This is a genomic window from Sedimenticola sp. (assembly GCF_050289425.1).
Classification (GTDB): domain Bacteria; phylum Pseudomonadota; class Gammaproteobacteria; order Chromatiales; family Chromatiaceae; genus Sedimenticola.
This window is the reverse complement of sequence record NZ_JBNKFS010000024.1, coordinates 49,905-66,639: the sequence shown is the minus strand read 5'-3', so window position 1 is coordinate 66,639 and position 16,735 is coordinate 49,905. Positions and strand designations below refer to the sequence as shown.

General features: G+C 56.0%; 13 protein-coding genes and 4 tRNA genes. 8 read left to right on the top strand and 9 right to left on the bottom strand.

All coding sequences use genetic code 11. The features are described 5' to 3' along the window. The 4 genes from ACQY5R_RS15410 to ACQY5R_RS15395 form a co-directional block, all read left to right on the top strand. Positions 1-3,410: acyl-[ACP]--phospholipid O-acyltransferase (locus ACQY5R_RS15410; protein ID WP_428609930.1), on the top strand; the 3,410-nt coding region annotated here is incomplete at its 5' end. After that, complete coding sequence (locus ACQY5R_RS15405) at positions 3,407-4,390, top strand: amidohydrolase family protein (protein WP_428609928.1); 984 nt, start codon at positions 3,407-3,409, stop codon at positions 4,388-4,390. The genes ACQY5R_RS15410 and ACQY5R_RS15405, both read left to right, overlap by 4 nt. A gap of 230 nt (positions 4,391-4,620) precedes the next feature. Beyond that, positions 4,621-5,127: a cytochrome c oxidase subunit 3 family protein gene (locus ACQY5R_RS15400; protein WP_428609927.1), complete on the top strand. Its 507-nt coding sequence runs from the start codon at positions 4,621-4,623 to the stop codon at positions 5,125-5,127. Between the two features lie 2 nt (positions 5,128-5,129). Further along, complete coding sequence (locus ACQY5R_RS15395) at positions 5,130-5,408, top strand: cytochrome C oxidase subunit IV family protein (protein WP_428609926.1); 279 nt, start codon at positions 5,130-5,132, stop codon at positions 5,406-5,408. 177 nt (positions 5,409-5,585) lie between these two features. Here the strand turns inward: ACQY5R_RS15395 and ACQY5R_RS15390 are convergent, their stop codons facing one another. Continuing rightward, positions 5,586-6,020, bottom strand: coding sequence for a hypothetical protein (locus ACQY5R_RS15390; RefSeq protein ID WP_428609924.1), 435 nt, complete (start codon positions 6,018-6,020; stop codon positions 5,586-5,588). A gap of 363 nt (positions 6,021-6,383) precedes the next feature. Here ACQY5R_RS15390 and ACQY5R_RS15385 point away from each other — a divergent pair, with 363 nt between their 5' ends. After that, complete coding sequence (locus ACQY5R_RS15385; protein WP_428609923.1) at positions 6,384-7,364, top strand: cytochrome-c peroxidase; 981 nt, start codon at positions 6,384-6,386, stop codon at positions 7,362-7,364. A gap of 83 nt (positions 7,365-7,447) precedes the next feature. Beyond that, positions 7,448-10,603 carry an EAL domain-containing protein gene (locus ACQY5R_RS15380; protein ID WP_428609921.1) on the top strand — a complete coding sequence of 1,052 codons (3,156 nt, stop codon included), beginning with the start codon at positions 7,448-7,450 and terminating at the stop codon, positions 10,601-10,603. A gap of 462 nt (positions 10,604-11,065) precedes the next feature. On the opposite strand, the gene ACQY5R_RS15375 is transcribed toward ACQY5R_RS15380, so the two are convergent. The 4 genes from ACQY5R_RS15375 to ACQY5R_RS15360 all read right to left on the bottom strand — a co-directional run bounded on the left by ACQY5R_RS15375 (position 11,066) and on the right by ACQY5R_RS15360 (position 11,409). Beyond that, positions 11,066-11,141, bottom strand: a tRNA-Lys gene (locus tag ACQY5R_RS15375). A gap of 6 nt (positions 11,142-11,147) precedes the next feature. Beyond that, positions 11,148-11,223 (bottom strand) — tRNA-His (locus ACQY5R_RS15370). Between the two features lie 18 nt (positions 11,224-11,241). Further along, a tRNA-Arg gene (locus ACQY5R_RS15365) sits at positions 11,242-11,318 on the bottom strand. A 14-nt stretch (positions 11,319-11,332) separates the two neighbouring features. Further along, positions 11,333-11,409, bottom strand: a tRNA-Pro gene (locus tag ACQY5R_RS15360). 162 nt (positions 11,410-11,571) lie between these two features. Between ACQY5R_RS15360 and folD the strand changes: the two genes are divergently transcribed. Beyond that, entirely contained in the window at positions 11,572-12,426 is an 855-nt protein-coding gene (gene folD, locus ACQY5R_RS15355) for a bifunctional methylenetetrahydrofolate dehydrogenase/methenyltetrahydrofolate cyclohydrolase FolD (protein ID WP_428609919.1), read from the top strand. A 6-nt stretch (positions 12,427-12,432) separates the two neighbouring features. Here folD and ACQY5R_RS15350 read toward each other — a convergent pair whose 3' ends face one another. After that, positions 12,433-13,335 (bottom strand): hypothetical protein, encoded by a 903-nt coding sequence (locus tag ACQY5R_RS15350; RefSeq protein WP_428609918.1) that lies wholly within the window; start codon positions 13,333-13,335, stop codon positions 12,433-12,435. Positions 13,336-13,500: 165 nt separating this feature from the next. Between ACQY5R_RS15350 and ACQY5R_RS15345 the strand changes: the two genes are divergently transcribed. Then, a complete protein-coding gene (locus ACQY5R_RS15345; protein WP_428609917.1) occupies positions 13,501-13,941 on the top strand; it encodes a DUF2214 family protein in 441 nt (146 codons plus the stop codon). A 16-nt stretch (positions 13,942-13,957) separates the two neighbouring features. Here ACQY5R_RS15345 and soxB read toward each other — a convergent pair whose 3' ends face one another. From soxB to soxY, 3 genes are all read right to left on the bottom strand, one after another. Beyond that, on the bottom strand, positions 13,958-15,733 hold the full coding sequence (soxB, locus tag ACQY5R_RS15340) for a thiosulfohydrolase SoxB (protein WP_428609915.1): 1,776 nt from the start codon (positions 15,731-15,733) through the stop codon (positions 13,958-13,960). A gap of 152 nt (positions 15,734-15,885) precedes the next feature. Then, on the bottom strand, positions 15,886-16,194 hold the full coding sequence (gene soxZ, locus ACQY5R_RS15335) for a thiosulfate oxidation carrier complex protein SoxZ (protein ID WP_428609914.1): 309 nt from the start codon (positions 16,192-16,194) through the stop codon (positions 15,886-15,888). A gap of 56 nt (positions 16,195-16,250) precedes the next feature. After that, positions 16,251-16,721: a thiosulfate oxidation carrier protein SoxY gene (gene soxY / locus ACQY5R_RS15330; RefSeq protein ID WP_428609913.1), complete on the bottom strand. Its 471-nt coding sequence runs from the start codon at positions 16,719-16,721 to the stop codon at positions 16,251-16,253. Positions 16,722-16,735 lie beyond the last annotated feature (14 nt).

The window sequence follows — 16,735 nt, the reverse complement described above, 5'->3', positions numbered from 1 at the left end:
TCGTCTTTTTCAACGCCTTTATCGATCTGGGCCACAAGATCCTGATCCAGGATACGGTGTTCAAGATTTACGACGGTCAGACCCAGGTCATTCTCACCGCGCTGGTGAATGGGCTGATCCTGCTGCCGTTTATCCTGCTCTTCACCCCGGCTGGATTTCTGTCCGACAAATTCCGCAAACCGAAGGTGATGCAGGTCAGCGCCGCGGTGGCGGTGGCCATGGCACTGCTGGTTACGCTCTCCTATCACCTGGGCTGGTTTGAACTTGCCTTTGGCCTGACCTTTCTGCTGGCGGTGCAGAGCGCCTTTTACTCACCGGCCAAGTACGGTTACATCAAGGAGCTGACCGGCAAGGAGAACCTCACCACCGCCAACGCCATCGTGCAGGCGGTCACCATCGTAGCCATCCTGTCGGGTATCTTTGTCTTCTCGGTGCTGTTCGAGCAGCGCCTGGCGGGTATCGAATACAGCAACAGCCAGCAGCTGCTGCAGGCCATCGCGCCGATCGGCTGGGTACTGGTCATTTGTGCCGTGATTGAATTCCTGTTCACCCTGCGCCTGCAGCCGGTGCAGGCCGAAGCCCCCGCGCTGCAATTCGACTGGCAGCGCTATCGCAGCGGCCACTGCCTGCGGGACAACTTCAACAAGCTGTTGGGTAGCCGCGCCATCTGGCTCTCCATCGTCGGCCTGTCGGTTTTCTGGGGCATCTCCCAGGTGGTGCTGGCCGCGTTTCCGGCCCTGGCCAAGGCGTCCCTGAGCATGGAAAACACCGTGGTGATCCAGGGCATCATGGCCTGCACAGGCATCGGTATCATTATCGGCTCGCTGCTGGCCGGACGTGCCTCCAGGCACTATATCGAAACCGGTCTGGTCCCGCTCGGTGCCCTCGGCATCGTCGTCACCCTGTCGTTCATTCCGCAGCTGCGTTCGACCAACCTGTTGATCTTGGATTTCCTGCTACTGGGCATCTCCGGCGGCCTGTTTATCGTGCCGCTCAATGCATTGATCCAGTTCCATGCGCGGGACGAGGAGCTGGGCACAGTGCTGGCCGGCAACAACTGGGTACAGAACCTGGTGATGCTCGGCTTTCTCGGCCTTACCGTACTGTTCGCGATCCAGGGCATGGGTACCCGGGGGCTGTTCCACCTGCTCACGCTGACGGCACTGCTCGGGGCGATCTACACCACCTATCAGTTGCCGCAATCGCTGGTGCGTTTCGTCATTGCGCGCCTTTTCTCCAGCACCCACCGCATTGAGGTGATCGGCTTCGAAAACCTGCCGGGCCAGGGCGGCGTGCTGCTACTGGGCAACCACATCAGTTGGCTGGACTGGGCCATGGTGCAGATCGCCTGCCCCCGGCCGGTGCGTTTCGTCATGGAGCGATCCATCTACCAACGCTGGTACATCAAATGGTTCCTGGATCTGTTTGGCGTGGTGCCGATTGCCAGCGGCCAGAGCAAAGAGGCGCTGGAAACCATCAATGCCCTGCTGCACGCCGGCGAAGTGGTCTGCCTGTTCCCCGAGGGGGCGATCAGCCGTAACGGTCAACTCGGCGAGTTCAAGCGTGGCTACGAGCGCTGCGTTGAAGATGTGGAAGGCATTATTCTGCCCTTCTACCTACGCGGCCTCTGGGGCAGCCGCTTCTCCCGCTCCAGCAAAAAACTGCAGGAGCTGCGCAACAACGGTTTTAGGGGTAACGTCATCGTCGCCTTCGGCAAGCCGCTACCGATGGACACGCCGGCCGAGGAGCTCAAACAGCGGGTGTTCGAACTCTCCATCGCCAGCTGGGAGCACTACACCCACACCCTGGACAGCATCCCGCTGGCCTGGCTGCGCAGCGCCAAGCGGATGGGCTCGAAAGTGTGTCTCAGCGACGCCGGCGGCGGCTCCCCCCTGACCGGGCACAAGGTGATCGCCGGCGTCATCGGACTGTCCCGCCTGATCAAAAAGCAGAGTCCGGAGCAACACATCGGGCTGCTGCTGCCCACCAGCAGCGCCGGCGTGATGACCAACCTGGCCGCGCTGCTGCAGGGCAAGACCGTGATCAACCTAAACTACACCGCCAGTCCCGAGGCGCTGTTGACCGCTGTCGAGAAAGCGGAGATTCGCAACCTCTACACCTCCAGCCGGTTTATGAAGAAACTGCAACAGCGGGGCATCGATCTGGAGCCGCTGCTGTCCCGGGTGCGGGTGCACCATCTGGAGGAGATGAAGGGGGCGATCACCCCTGGTGCCAAGCTGGGTCTGATCGGCGCCGCCCGGCTACTGCCGGCCCGCCTGCTGTTCAGCCTGTTCGGCAAGCCGGTGGACACTCAACAACCGGCCGCCATCCTGTTCTCCAGCGGCAGCGAAGGGGACCCCAAGGGGGTTGTACTGAGCCACCACAACATCATGGCCAACATACGCCAGGTCACCGACGTGTTGGATGCCCGACATGAAGACGTGGTGATGGCAACCCTGCCGCTGTTTCATGCCTTCGGCCTGTCCGTGACCGGCCTCATGCCGATGGTAGAGGGCATTCCGGCGGTGTGCCATCCCGACCCCACTGACGCACTCACCATCGCCAAGGCGATCGCCCGCCAGCGCGCCACCATCTTCTGCGGCACCTCCACCTTTCTGCGCCTATTCACCCGTAACCGCCGCATCCACCCGTTGATGCTTGATTCCCTGCGGGTGGTGGTCGCCGGGGCCGAACGGCTCAACCCGGAAGTGCGCGACGGCTTCAAACTCAAGTTCAACAAGGAGATCTACGAAGGCTATGGCAGCACCGAGACCACGCCGGTGGCCAGCGTCAATATTCCCGACCGTCTGGACCTGAAGGGCTGGCATGTCCAGGAGGGTAACCGGCCGGGCACGGTGGGACTGCCCCTGCCCGGCGGCAGCTTCCGCATTGTCGATCCGGACACCCTGGCACCGCTGCCGACGGGCGAGGACGGCCTGATATTGTTCGGCGGTACCCAGGTAATGCTGGGATACCTCAAGGACAAAGAGAAGACCGCCGAAGTGATCGTGGAGATGGACGGCACCCGCTGGTACAAAACCGGCGACAAGGGGCACCTGGACAGCGACGGCTTCCTCACCATCGTCGACCGCTACTCGCGCTTCGCCAAGATCGGCGGCGAAATGATCAGCCTAGGCGCCATCGAGGGCGCCATCGGCGTCCGGCTACCGGAGGATGCCGAAATCCTGGCCACCACGGTGCCCGACGACAAGAAAGGCGAGAAAGTGATCCTGCTGTTTGCTGGCAACATCACTCAGGATGAGTTGAAAACGCTGATCAACCAGACCGACCTCAACCCGCTGATGAAGCCGGCCCAGCTGGTGGCCGTGGAGACCATTCCCAAACTGGGCAGCGGCAAAAGTAATTTCAACCGAGCCCGGGAGATCGCCCTGGCGGAGGTGGCGGCATGAAGACGGTCGATATCCATACCCATCTGCTGAACCCCGCAGTCAGCTTCCATCGACTGTATGACAAGATCACCATCCCGCTGTTTGCCCGCAGCTTGGGGGCCGACCCCAAACAGCTGGTGCAGCGCCCCTACGAAACCTACGTCGCCTCCATGGCGACCTCGATCAGGGAATCACAGCACGTTGACAAGTGCTGCCTGTTCGGCGTCGATGTCCGTCTGGACGAACGGGGACGTGAAATCGACCGCGACCGCACCGTTTGCGCCATGAGCGAGGATGTCATTGCCGTGGCCCGGCGCCATCCGGACCAGTTCATCCCCTTCTTCTCGATCAATCCTCGCCGCCCCGATGCCTTGGAGCTGATCGACCGTCACATGGAAGACGGCTGCCGCGGGGCCAAATTCCTGCAGAACTATTGGGGCGTAGATCTCAACGACCCGCGCTTTATCCCCTACTACGAAAAAATCAGGCAACACAACATTCCGCTGATCATCCATGTCGGCAGCGAGTACAGCATCGACTCCTTCAGCCAGTTCGAGGGGATCGGCATGCTCGACCTGCCCCTGGCCTGCGGCGTCAAGGTGATCGCCGCGCACATGGGCCTGGGACGGCTGAACCACAAGCTCCGATTCTGGCGCAACCTTTCAAAAGACCCCGCCCATTTCGACCGGGACTATTTCCAGTTGCTGGAGATGCTGACGCAACACCCCAATCTGTATGCCGACATTTCGGCCATCCTGGCGCCGATGCGGGCACGGGCGCTGAGGCATCTATCCAAACAGACCCAGGTGCACGACAAGCTCCTGTTCGGCACCGACTACCCGGTACCCTTCACCGTACGCTTCAACAGCTACGACCTACCCAAACAGCAAAGAAAACAGATCGGCCGGGTGATAAATCCGTTCGACCGTTACGTGGCCGCCATAAGCGACTACTTTCCAATCGATAGTCCACTTTACACCAATTATATGAAGCTCTTCTAAGAACGCCATCCAGAGATATTCGGATACCCCCTCTGGGCCTGTCATTCCGCGTAAGAGGACTACCACGCCTCCTCGGCTTGACCTTCATCATATCGCCCAAATCACCTTCATGAATAATGGACAGCATGAACCCCTCCTTGACAGAACCGCTAACCGAGCCGACAGACATCGACTCTGACACAGATAACAGGGTGCCTGGAAACAGCGGCATCTGGGTCGGGATTTTTTGCGTGCTGGTGGAATTTCTGCTGCTGTTCATCGTTTACTTTGTCGCCAAGGTCCATCACCCTGAGGCGTTTCAGAGCGGTCCGGATAAACTGCTCACCCTGGCCGGCGTGACCATCACCATGTTATTGCTCACCAGCGGCTACTGCATGGTTAAAGCGGTCCACGCGATTCGACAAGACGCCTCCCCCACGGCACTGCGCTGGGTCGTGTTGGCATTTCTACTCGGCTGCGGCTATCCGCTGGTGAAGTTCTTCGAGATTCGCTGGAACATTGCACACGGCGTCGACGGCCAGGCCGGCGTCTTTTACACGGTCTATTACTACCTCACGCTCAACCACTTGGTCCATGTGTTCTGGGGGCTGCTGGGACTTGCCTGGGTGGCGCTACGTACCGGTCGCGGTATCTACTCCTCCCGAGACTATAGCGGCCTGGAAGCGGCAGCCGTCTATTGGCATACCACGGATGTAATCTGGTTGGTGATTTTTCCCTTTTTCTACATACTGAGGTGATCATGGGCCATGCGGAAAAAATCTGGATACTGTTGATCGGCCTCACGCTGGCCGGCGCCTGGTTCGCCGAAACCGGACACCCCGGCTGGCCGTTAACCCTGTTGGTAGCCGGCCTGATTGCATTTAAAGGCCGTATGGTGATTGATCACTATATGGAGATGAACCATGCCAACGCACGCATCCGCCATGTACTCTATACCTTCGCCACCATTATCCCCCTGTTGGTCATTTTCACCCACGGTTGGGGCGACCTGTTCAGACGGCTGACAACTTTGAACTAAGTGTCCAATACCAGTAACACATCTAGAGCCTGAAAATGTTTGATGGGTCACTCGTTCGAATGCCCTTTCTGAAAACAGAAACCCGGAACTGGGTCCGGGTTTCTGCTTTTCTCTTCGACTGATTTTTAAATTAAACACCTAACCTGCGACCAATCCGATCAGGTCATATCGACACCTTCAAAAGGTGAGCCGTGTTTCTACGCCAAAATAGGCGCTGACGGCATTTTCGCGTTTAACCACCGGCTTGAGTATCCACTTATCGGTAGCAAATGCACCGACGGCAGACCCTATCACATGGGAGGCGATATCGAGCCGATTACCATATGAGCTACCTTGCGTAGTCAGTTCCACAGCGGTAAACAACAGAGAGCTAACACCAAAACCTATCCACGCCCGATTTTCCCTATGCGAACTGTACTTGTCCGCCAAAAACGTGATTCCGCCGGCAACTACAGCGCCGCCTGCTGCATGTGACAATTCACTCGACCAACCATCATAGGCATTCGCCTGGCCACAAAAGAGTAGGCTGGCACAAAGGATAGCCATTCGCCCTGTTAAGCAACCATGGCCAAACACCCGCTTACCCATCGAGTTCTTTTGCTGATCATTCACGGCATCTTACCCCCCAATCAAAATCAGAAATTTTGAGCAGAAATACAGTACTGCGCACCCTACTATTTCGCAAGCAACGCCCATAGAACCAGGTTTTCTGAGAGACGAAGATCAATCCCATTGGGGCCTGATGCAACCCTCTCCTAAGGAGAGCGCGCAAGTGGAACAGCCGTGGCGCCGAACCAATGATTGGGTAGCCCACCAGCCCTAGCGCATGCTAAAAAGAGGTTTAATTCTCACTCCCTGCGGATATGGGCAAGGGATAATGAGTGAACCTAAAGGCCCGGGATAAATTGCCGCTACAGGTTAATGAGAATATTGATAGTCAGTGCGCAGGCAGAAACTTAAGTATTTAAAATCAAGATGGTTATTCAGATTCTACGAGGTTTACTGTTTGCTGTTGGTCTACTGGTATCAATCCCTTTGGTACAGGCCGACGGGCATCTCACCAGAGATGAGCCGATACTCCCGTTACCCTCGCACATTGAACTCGATTCCCGCAAGGTTCACCTGGGAAATATTCTCTACCATGATGTCCGCCTCTCCGCCGATGACAGTATCAGCTGCGCTCACTGCCATAATCTTGAAACCAACGGTTCTGACGGCCAACCCCGCTCCAAGGGAATCGGTGGCGCCGTCGGCGACATAAAAGCCCCAACGGTCTACAACAGCGGATTCAATTTCGTACAATTTTGGAATGGCCGTGCAGCCAGCCTGGAAGAGCAGGTAGGTGGCCCCATAAACAACCCGATTGAAATGGGCTCAAGCTGGCCACAGGTGCTGGTCAAACTCAACGCCGATCCCGCAATGGTCTCGGCTTTTTCCCAGATCTACCAGGATGGCATTACCGAACAAAATATTCGCGATGCCATTGCCACATTTGAACGATCATTGATCACTGCCAACTCCCCCTTTGATCGCTGGCTGCTGGGTGATGAGACGGCAATCAGTGAACTGGAACTAAACGGTTATCTGCTATTCAAGGATTATGGATGTACCAGTTGCCACCAGGGGAAAAATGTCGGCGGTAACATGTACGGTTACATGGGAGCCATCGGCAATTACTTTAGCGACCGGGGTGACGAGTTAACCCAGGCGGATCTCGGACGTTATCAGGTTTCCGGGATAGACGATGACCGTCACCTGTTCAAAGTACCCAGCCTACGCCTGGCGGCCTTGCAGAAATTTTTCTTCCATGACGCCAGCGTTTCCAAATTGGAAGAAGCCATACAAATTATGGGGCGTTATCAACTTGGGCGAAAAATCCCGAACGAAGACGTCTCCGCTATAGCGGCTTTTCTAAAAAGTCTTGTCGGCACGCACCCGCAATTGGTGAAGCCATGAGCACGAAGTTTAGCGGAATAAAATCCCTTTTCCTTGTCCTGGTCATTTTCATCGCTGTCGTCCTATTCGTACAGACGCGGTCAGTGAACATCAAACAACACACCGCGACGACAGACCTTCTACTGCACCTTAAAGATAAGGAAGCCGCACTTGATCAGGAAGTGATGAAGGTTATCTCTTTCCAGTTGACGCATTATGACTCGTTGGTTGAAACGCGTTGGCAGCTAATCCGCTTGGGTGAAGTGATCAGCGACCCGCAGAGCAGCCCATTCAAGTCGACCAATTTAAAAATCAGCCGTGCCATTGACACCTATTGGAAAACCATACAACAAAAACTCGAAGTCATGGAACGCATCAAATCCCGTGCAGCAGTAGTCCAAAATGGATTGCAATATCTACCGACGGCGATTGGCGAGGTACAGGATACCAATGACGAAATAAAAACAGAGATTACCGAGTTACTGAATCACATCGCGTTGTATACGCTATTTACCAGCCACTCCGAGCTTGAAAACATAAAAAGTAAGTTGGAACTATTGACTATAGAGGTCAGCTTCAAACAGCCACAACACGATCTCCTATTCAATATTCTCCACCATATCAACGCCACCATAAAACACCTGAACTTCCTGGTGGAGTTAAAAAAGCAATATATCAAAATACCCAGCCGAAAATATTTCGAGGAGATTTCCAGCGAGTACGACAACTTCTACGCTGAAAGTCTCAAACGGGCCGAAAATTTCAGCTTCATTCTCTTGGCACTGACCCTCCTCTCCCTGACTGCACTCACTCAGGTCCTGCGCAGCCTGGATAGCGCGAGAAAAAAAGCAGAGCAAGCCTGGGGCCGGTTACATGACGCGGTGGAAAGTCTATCTGAAGCCTTTGCCCTATTCGATAAACGTGGTCGGTTAGTCGTTCATAATCAGAGATGGAGTCAGTTTTACCCCTGGCTGAAGGGCCACCTACTTCCCGGCGCACAGGCAAACACCATTGAGACTGAAAACAGCAAACATATCGTCAATACCATTGACATCGCCAATCTGTCGGGAAAAATCGATCCAAGGGAAAAGACTTATCTCCAACAGCTGGAAGGAAGCCGCTGGTATATGGCCAGCGACAATCAAACAGGTGATGGCGGAACCGTCTGTGTCCGAACAGACATCACCCAGTCCAAACAGTCTGAAATTGAGTTGAGAAAGCTCAGCCGGGCATTAGAGCAAAGCCCGGCCTCAGTGATCATCACTGACACTAACGGCACCATCGAGTACGTCAACCCAAGGTTTGAACAGATCACCGGTTATACCTCCAAAGAGGCCATCGGCCAGAATCCCCGGATCCTCAAGTCAGGTAGCAAATCACAGGAAGAGTACAAACATCTATGGGATACCATTAAATCCGGCAAGGAGTGGCGCGGGCAATTCCACAATAAGCGTAAAGATGGCAGCATCTTCTGGGAATCCGCATCCATCTCCCCCATCCGGGGAGAGGATGGTTCAGTTACCCACTTTATTGCGGTGAAAGAAGATATCACTGACCGCAAGCGAGCAGAAGATCAGCTACGTATGAACGCCACGGTCTTCGAGACCACTTCGGAAGGCATCATGGTCACCGACGAAGACAACCGAATCAAAACCGTCAATCCGGCCTTTACCCAAATCACCGGTTATCAGGCTGAAGAGGTCATCGGCCGTGACCCGTCCATCCTCAACTCCGGACGGCATGACAAATCATTTTATCAACAGATGTGGAAGCAACTTCGCGAAAGAGGCAGTTGGTCAGGCGAAATCTGGAACCGGCGCAAAGACGGAAATGTGTTTCCGGAATGGCTATCACTCGTTGCCCTCAAGGATAACGACGACAACATTAAAGAGTATATTGCTGTCTTCTCTGACATCACTCGCCGCAAACAAGATGAAGAACACATCCGCCGACAAGCCCATTTTGATGCCCTCACCGGGCTTCCCAATCGATTTTTGCTGTTTGACCGCCTGGATCAGGCGATTATCTCTGCCCGCCGTGAAAAATGGATGCTTGCCATGCTGTTTATCGACCTGGACCGCTTCAAGTCCGTCAATGACACGCTGGGACATCCGGTCGGTGACGATCTGCTGAACGCCGTCGCCGAACGACTCCACACCAGTGTCAGAGAGGCGGATACCGTAGCCCGCTTTGGTGGAGATGAATTTGTCATCCTGTTACAGGACATCACTGAAGTAAACGCGGCAGCCATTGTGGCGGATAAGATTATTCAAGAGCTTTCACAACCCTTCCTATTACAAGAGCGCGAAATATTTATCGGCGCCAGTATCGGCATCACGCTCTACCCGAACGATGCGGAAGATACCGCCACCCTGCTTCGCAACGCCGATATGGCTATGTACCGTGCAAAAGATGCCGGCCGCAACCGCTATCAATTCTTCACTCCTGGCATGCAGGAACAGGTGAAAGATCAGGTTGAATTGGAACAGGATCTGCGACGGGCATTGGAACGGAATCAACTGGAACTCCACTACCAACCGATCGTACAGGCAACGGATGCCCGTACCACCAAAGTTGAAGTGTTACTGCGTTGGAAACATCCCACTCGGGGCTATATCTCGCCTGATCTCTTTGTGCCGCTCGCTGAAGAGACCGGACTGATCCACGCGATCGGGAAATGGGTCGTCCGGAATGCCTGCTTACAGATAAAGGAGTGGCATGACGCCGGTTATCTGATCGATGCGGCAATTAATCTCTCCGGACGTCAAAGAGAACTCGGCTTTACCCACTGGGATATGGCCACCATTCTTAAAGAGACCGGTGTACCACCTAGCTGTATTACACTGGAGATTACCGAAGGGGTACTGTTGGAGCACAGCAATGAGGCCATTTCATGGCTGAAAGCATTTCGAAACCTCGGCATCTCACTGTCGATCGATGACTTTGGGACCGGCTACTCCTCCTTGAGTTATCTGAAGCGTTTCCCCATTGATATCCTGAAAATTGATCGCTCCTTTATCGGCGATATTACGGATGACGCCGACGCCGCCTCTCTCGTCGTGGCGATACTGGCGATGGCCGACAGTCTCGGTTTGCAAGTTGTGGCCGAAGGTGTGGAAACTGTTGAGCAGGCTAATTTTCTCATCAATAAGCGGTGCCAGTACCTGCAGGGGTTTTATTTCTCCAAGCCAGTCCCCGCTGACGAACTGATTAATTGGCTTAGCAAAAAGCTCAAGAACGACGCCAGCCTAAAATCCTAGTTCCTAATAGGTAGCCGGCCAGTCACGACAAAATCCAACACGCTAATTGAAATCGTAGGTTAGAGGTAGGCATCTAAAAACGAATCCTCCCCGCACATCCCTGTACTTCGCCATATAAGTTCCTCCATAAACAGAAAAGCCGAACGCAGGGTCCGGGCTTTGCTACAGCTTGGTGGGCAGGATGACTCGGCGGCTGCGCCACCTCTTGCAGCTTCGCTACGTTGTCGAACCAAGCTTATTTGAAGTCGTAGGTTCGAAGAGGCATCTGAAAACAAAAAACCCGGACGCAGTGTCCGGGTTTCATTGCTACTTGGTGGGCCATGTAGGATGACTCGGCGGCTGCGCCACCTCTTGCAGCTTCGCTTCGCTGCACTGTCGAACCAAGTTTATTTGAAGTCGTAGGTTCGAAGAGGCATCTGAAAACAAAAAACCCGGACGCTGTGTCCGGGTTTCATTACTACTTGGTGGGCCATGTAGGATTCGAACCTACGACCAATGGATTAAGAGTCCACTGCTCTACCAGCTGAGCTAATGGCCCAATTTATGGGGTGGACGATGGGGCTCGAACCCACGACAACCGGAATCACAATCCGGGACTCTACCAACTGAGCTACGCCCACCATAAACTGTTAAGAACTTGGCACGCCCGGCAGGATTCGAACCTGCTACCCTCGGCTTAGAAGGCCGATGCTCTATCCGAATGAGCTACGGGCGCATGATCGATAAAATTGGTCGGGGTAGAGAGATTCGAACTCCCGACATCCTGCTCCCAAAGCAGGCGCGCTACCAGACTGCGCTATACCCCGATACCGGACCCCCGCCTCTTTGCGAAGAGGCCGGAATGATACGCAGCCATCGGCACCGAGTCAACGAAAAAATTCCCATTTACCGGCCGCTTTGCGGTGAAAAATCCAGGCATTCGCGCTATCATGCGCCCCTTCCTTTGAAACTGTAGTGGAATCTCACCCATGAGTGCAAATATCCTTGACGGAAAGGCTATCGCCGCCGATCTGCGTCGCGACATCAAGGCCCGCGTATCCCGCATGACCGAGGCAGGAGAGCGTCCACCGGGTCTGGTGGTGATCCTGGTGGGAGAGGATCCGGCTTCCCAGGTATATGTGCGCAACAAGCAGCGCTCCTGCGAAGAGGTGGGCTTTCTCTCTGAACTGCGCCGTCTCCCGGCGGACACTTCCGAAGCGGAACTGATCGCCCAGATCGACGAGCTGAACAGCCGCGAAGATGTGGATGGGATCTTGGTTCAGTTACCTTTACCCGCCCAGATCGACGAGGAGACCGTCACCGAGCGTATTCTGCCGACCAAGGATGTGGATGGCTTCCACCCCTACAATGTCGGCCGTCTGGCACTGCGTATGCCGATCCTGCGCCCCTGCACCCCAAAAGGGGTGATGACTATGCTGGAACGCACCGGGCAAAAGCTGGAAGGGCTGGATGCGGTGATTATCGGTCAATCCAACATTGTGGGCCGCCCCATGGCACTGGAACTGTTGGCGGCCCGCTGCACCATTACCGTCTGCCACAGCCGTACCAAGGATTTGCCGGAAAAGATCGCCAACGCCGATATCGTGGTGGCAGCGGTCGGCCGGCCCAACTTCGTCAAGGGCGAATGGATTAAACCAGGGGCGCTGGTCATCGACGTGGGCATCAACCGTCTGGAAGATGGCACCCTGTGTGGCGATGTGGAGTTCACCGGGGCCAGCGAAAAGGCATCCTGGATTACCCCGGTACCGGGTGGAGTGGGCCCCATGACGGTGGCGACGCTGCTGGAAAACACCCTGCAGGCACGTGAACTGCACGGCAGTTGAGATAACTTACTCGGGCGCCGCCTCGTTGCCGGACTGCGGCAGCGGGTCGTGCCTTAACCAGCCCATACGCGCCCGCAGCACGCGTTTCAGCAGTTGCCACAGCAGCCACAGCGAAAACAGCGGAAACAGCACGGTCTGCATCAGAAACACCACGATCATATTGATGGCGTGCTCGCTGATATTGGCGGCCGCCTGATTAAACGCCGCCATGCGGGCTTCCAGATCGATACTCTTGGTCGCGGAATCGTACACCCGCTTGGCCCGCTCCAGCAGCGACGTATCCTCCGCTGGCGGCAGATCCGGCTGCAGTTCACGATTCACTTCACCGATATGCGTGGCAGCCAACTCCAACTGGCCCCGCGACTCGCTGTATTGCGGCTCGAGAAACGCCTGGTAAAAACGTTCACTGCCGATGGCGATCAGGCTGATGGAAAAGCGCAAGATCAACAAGGCGAAAGCCAGACGGCAAATCCACTGACCCACTCCGCCGAGGGATCGTTTGCCCGGCCACCAGATGACCCACAACAGCGCCAGAACCGCCCATATCACGCCCGATGTCAGCCAAGGAGAGGCCATTACATCCAGCAGGATGCGTTGCATGCCAAAGGAGGCGCTGCTGGCCAGCATGACCCAGGAGAAGCGCTCCACCAGATCATTGATCGGATCCAGTATCTCTCCCGGCTTAAAGTTCAAGCCGATACCCACCGGTTCCACCGCCACTTCGGTACCCTGAGCCACCGAGATCACCCCGTTCAACCCCCGACTCACAGCAAATACCAGCAGCGCCCGCTTGAATCCCGCCTCGGTCTGCTCATGGCCTATCCGATCCAGACTGCCGTCTTGCACCAGGGCCACCAGCAACAATAGCAGCAGCGTGATGGAAATTTGCCTGAAAAGCGGTTTAATCATGTTCCCTGTCGACCTGTCAGCGTGTTGTCCGTCCATCTTACGTGAACAACGACAGCTCAATCCATGCACAATTCCCCATACCGGCCTGCCGGTATGGGGAAGATGAGACGCGGCATATCTGCTAATCTGCACGGGCACACTCCGCCACCAGGGACCGAATCGGCCATGGCCTACCTGATCACCCAGTATCTGCACTTTCTCGGCATACTGACCCTGTTCGCCACTTGCCTGCTGGAGCATCGGTTACTGGCTCCGACGCTCAGCCGATCAGATATCCGCCGCTTGATGCGGATCGATATCCTGTTAGGCATCGAGGCATTGGTGGTATTGCTGAGTGGTTTGAGCCTGACGCTCTGGCTGGCCAAGCCGCTGGATTACTACCTGGGCAACGGGGTGTTTCATCTTAAGTACACCCTGTTTATCCTGATCGGCTTGATATCGGCCTACCCGACACAGTTCTTCTTGCGTCACCGCAAGGGTGATCCGGAGCAACAGATAGCGGTGCCGGCCGCGGTGCGCCGGGTTATCCGCCTGGAGCTGGCGGGGATACTCTGCCTGCCGCTGCTGGCCCTGCTCATGGCCAACGGTTACGGCATGATCAAATAGTCCGATCCGCTTCCGGTCAGGAGGGGTAAGCCTCCAGCCCCGGATTACCCGTCATGCCCACCAGTCTCGGTGTATTGAGTTTGCCGATCTTCACCTGTTTTTGGTCACGCAGATAATCCGCCACCACATCCCAGATCGGCCGGCCGGGCGATTGACTGCCCACGGTAGCCCAACCGGCAACCATATACTGCTTGTCGGCCTCGATGGCGGTCCCGTTGTCCAGCGTCATGCCACTGATACGCTTGCCGAAAGATTGGTTCGGATCGCACACGTAATCCATACCGCCCAGGCGCACCATATCACCGCCCTGCTGGAAATAGGGATCGGCATTAAACAGGTTGTCGCAGACATCCTCCAGGATCGCCTTGATATCGGCACCGCTCATCTCGCGGCGGTAGGTTTCCGGATAGGTGATGCAGGTCTGGTCCATCACATGCTCCATGGTGATGGTTTGGCCCGGAATCACCGTGGTGCCCCAGCGGAAGCCGGGGGAGAGGGAGATCTGCGCATCGTTCACCTTCAACAAGGCATCGCAGATCACTTGATCAAATGTACCGTTGAAGTTTCCCCGTCGATACAGGGTCTCTTCAGCCACCGCCAACGGTTCCTGCAGTTTTGCCAGATAGGGGGCGCGTACCTCATCAATGTAGGCCTGCATCTCGGCGTCAGCCTGCAACAGATTGGAGAAGACCGGCAACAGTCGATACCGGTAGCCCTGCAACTTGCCGTTACGCACATCCAGATCCATCACCCCGAGGAACTTGCCGTTGGAGCCGGCGTTGGTCACCAAGGTTTTGCCTGAGGCGTTCTCCACCACTGTGGGGGCCGGCATGCCGTCATGGGTATGGCCACCGAAAATCACATCGATACCGGTTACCTGTGACGCCATCTTCAAATCTACATCCATACCGTTATGGGACAGCACCACCACCAGTTGTGGCTTTTCGTCGGCACGCACCTTATCCACCAGCGCCTGCATCCGTTCATCCTGGATACCAAAGGTCCAGTCCGGAATGAAGCGGCTTGGGTTGGCGATTGGGGTATACGGGAAAGCCTGGCCGATCACCGCCACCCGCACACCGTTCAGCGTGCGCATCGTGTAGGGTTTAAAGGCGAGACCGGTGTCTTCGTTGAAGCCGTCAAAGTCGCTGAATTTGTAGTCGAACAGCGCCTCCTCGGTCACCTTGACATTCTGGGCCACAAATTCACCCTGGAACGCACCGATGTTTTCAACCACCTCGCTATCCCGGTAGGTGAATTCCCAATGCCCGGTCATGATATCTACGCCGAGGCGATTGCACGCCTCCACCATATCCTTGCCCCGGGTCCAGTAGGCGGTACCGGAACCCTGCCAGGTATCGCCACCATCCAGCAGCAACGAGTTACCTTCGCCCCGCTCCGCCCGCAGACGCTTGACCAGGGTGGCCAGATGAGCAAATCCGCCCACCTTGCCGTAGGTGCGGGCGGCGCTGTCGTAATCGAGATAACTGAAGGCGTGGGCCGCTTCACTTCCCGGCGCAATACCAAAGTGTTTCAGCAGGGCATTTCCTACCAGATGGGGCGCCTGCCCCAGCGCCGCACCCACCCCCAGATTGACATTCGGTTCGCGAAAATAGATGGGGTTAAGCTGAGCGTGGCAGTCCGTCATATGCATCAAACAGACATTGCCGAAACGGGGGATCTCATACAGATCCGCCGGACGCTTGCCGGTCGCATACAGCGAACCCGGCAGCAGGCTCGCCGCACCGGCCATGCCCATCAAATGCAAAAACTCTCGTCTGGATATACTCATGTCAGATCAGCCTTCCGTCAGGCTCCGGTCAGCAACGCTCGGCCTGGCCTGTATTGTATTCTTCGGCGCCGTCGCAACTCTGGCGAATCACGACGGCGCGAATCATGGCTGCACGGTACCCACCCCGCACAGCAACCTCCCGATAAACCCGATCAGCCTACGGTCGCTTCCGCGCTGTCGGATTTGCCTTTATTGTCGGTCCAGGTGAGCTTCAGGGTTTGTCCCTTGCCCCCATCGAACTTGAAAGAGAGGTAAGGGTTCTTGGAGACACCGCCACTCCAGTGGGCATTCATCACCATCTTGCCGCCTACCTCACACACCACTTCCTGGATAAAATGCGCCGGGACCATGCCGCCACTCTTGGAGTCCTTGCGGAAACCGGACTCCATCGGGTGGGTCATCAATGCCTTGACGGTGGTTACCCCGTCCTTCTCTTTCGCGCGTATTTTGATTGTTGCCATGTTCTACACCTCAAAATTATGTGTCTGCTGTTCTGTTGCGGAATAGGCGCTGCGTTTTAGCCGCCACAGCCACCGATTGTTACCTTGACACCCTTCTTGGCGGTATAGAGCTTGCCTCCGGCCTTCACTACCGCAACCACATCCCCGCTTTTACCCATTTTGATTCGGGTAGACGCGTAGCCATGGGCACCGTCCATCAGATCAAAACTGGCCACCAACGGCGCCGGATTATTCGGTGCAGCGATCGTGATCGACTCCACTCCAGCCATCGTGGCCGTCACGGTGACCGGTACCACCGCACCGTTCTCGGCGATCTCCGGTGCCTTGATGCTGATCTCCCCGCTCTCGGTCATCTCACCGGACCCGAGCAGGGCGGCAAGCGCATCTTCCATTTTCTTTTGGCCAAACGCCTTGTCCGGCCAAGCGGCCAACACACGCCCGGGCACCAGCAATCCGGCCCCCATGGCAACACCCAGCGTGCCAGCGGCCACTGAACCCTTGATTATCAATCTGCGTAATTCATTCATAGCTGTTTCCTGTC

What these genes read in the sequence shown, in the direction of transcription:
- ACQY5R_RS15405 (WP_428609928.1), top strand. Translation starts at nt 3,407, where the DNA reads ATGAAGACGGTCGATATCCATACCCATCTGCTGAACCCCGCAGTCAGC.
- ACQY5R_RS15395 (WP_428609926.1), top strand. Translation starts at nt 5,130, where the DNA reads ATGGGCCATGCGGAAAAAATCTGGATACTGTTGATCGGCCTCACGCTG.
- ACQY5R_RS15385 (WP_428609923.1), top strand. Translation starts at nt 6,384, where the DNA reads ATGGTTATTCAGATTCTACGAGGTTTACTGTTTGCTGTTGGTCTACTG.
- folD (WP_428609919.1), top strand. Translation starts at nt 11,572, where the DNA reads ATGAGTGCAAATATCCTTGACGGAAAGGCTATCGCCGCCGATCTGCGT.
- ACQY5R_RS15350 (WP_428609918.1), bottom strand. Translation starts at nt 13,335, where the DNA reads ATGATTAAACCGCTTTTCAGGCAAATTTCCATCACGCTGCTGCTATTG.
- ACQY5R_RS15345 (WP_428609917.1), top strand. Translation starts at nt 13,501, where the DNA reads ATGGCCTACCTGATCACCCAGTATCTGCACTTTCTCGGCATACTGACC.
- soxB (WP_428609915.1), bottom strand. Translation starts at nt 15,733, where the DNA reads ATGAGTATATCCAGACGAGAGTTTTTGCATTTGATGGGCATGGCCGGT.
- soxZ (WP_428609914.1), bottom strand. Translation starts at nt 16,194, where the DNA reads ATGGCAACAATCAAAATACGCGCGAAAGAGAAGGACGGGGTAACCACC.
- soxY (WP_428609913.1), bottom strand. Translation starts at nt 16,721, where the DNA reads ATGAATGAATTACGCAGATTGATAATCAAGGGTTCAGTGGCCGCTGGC.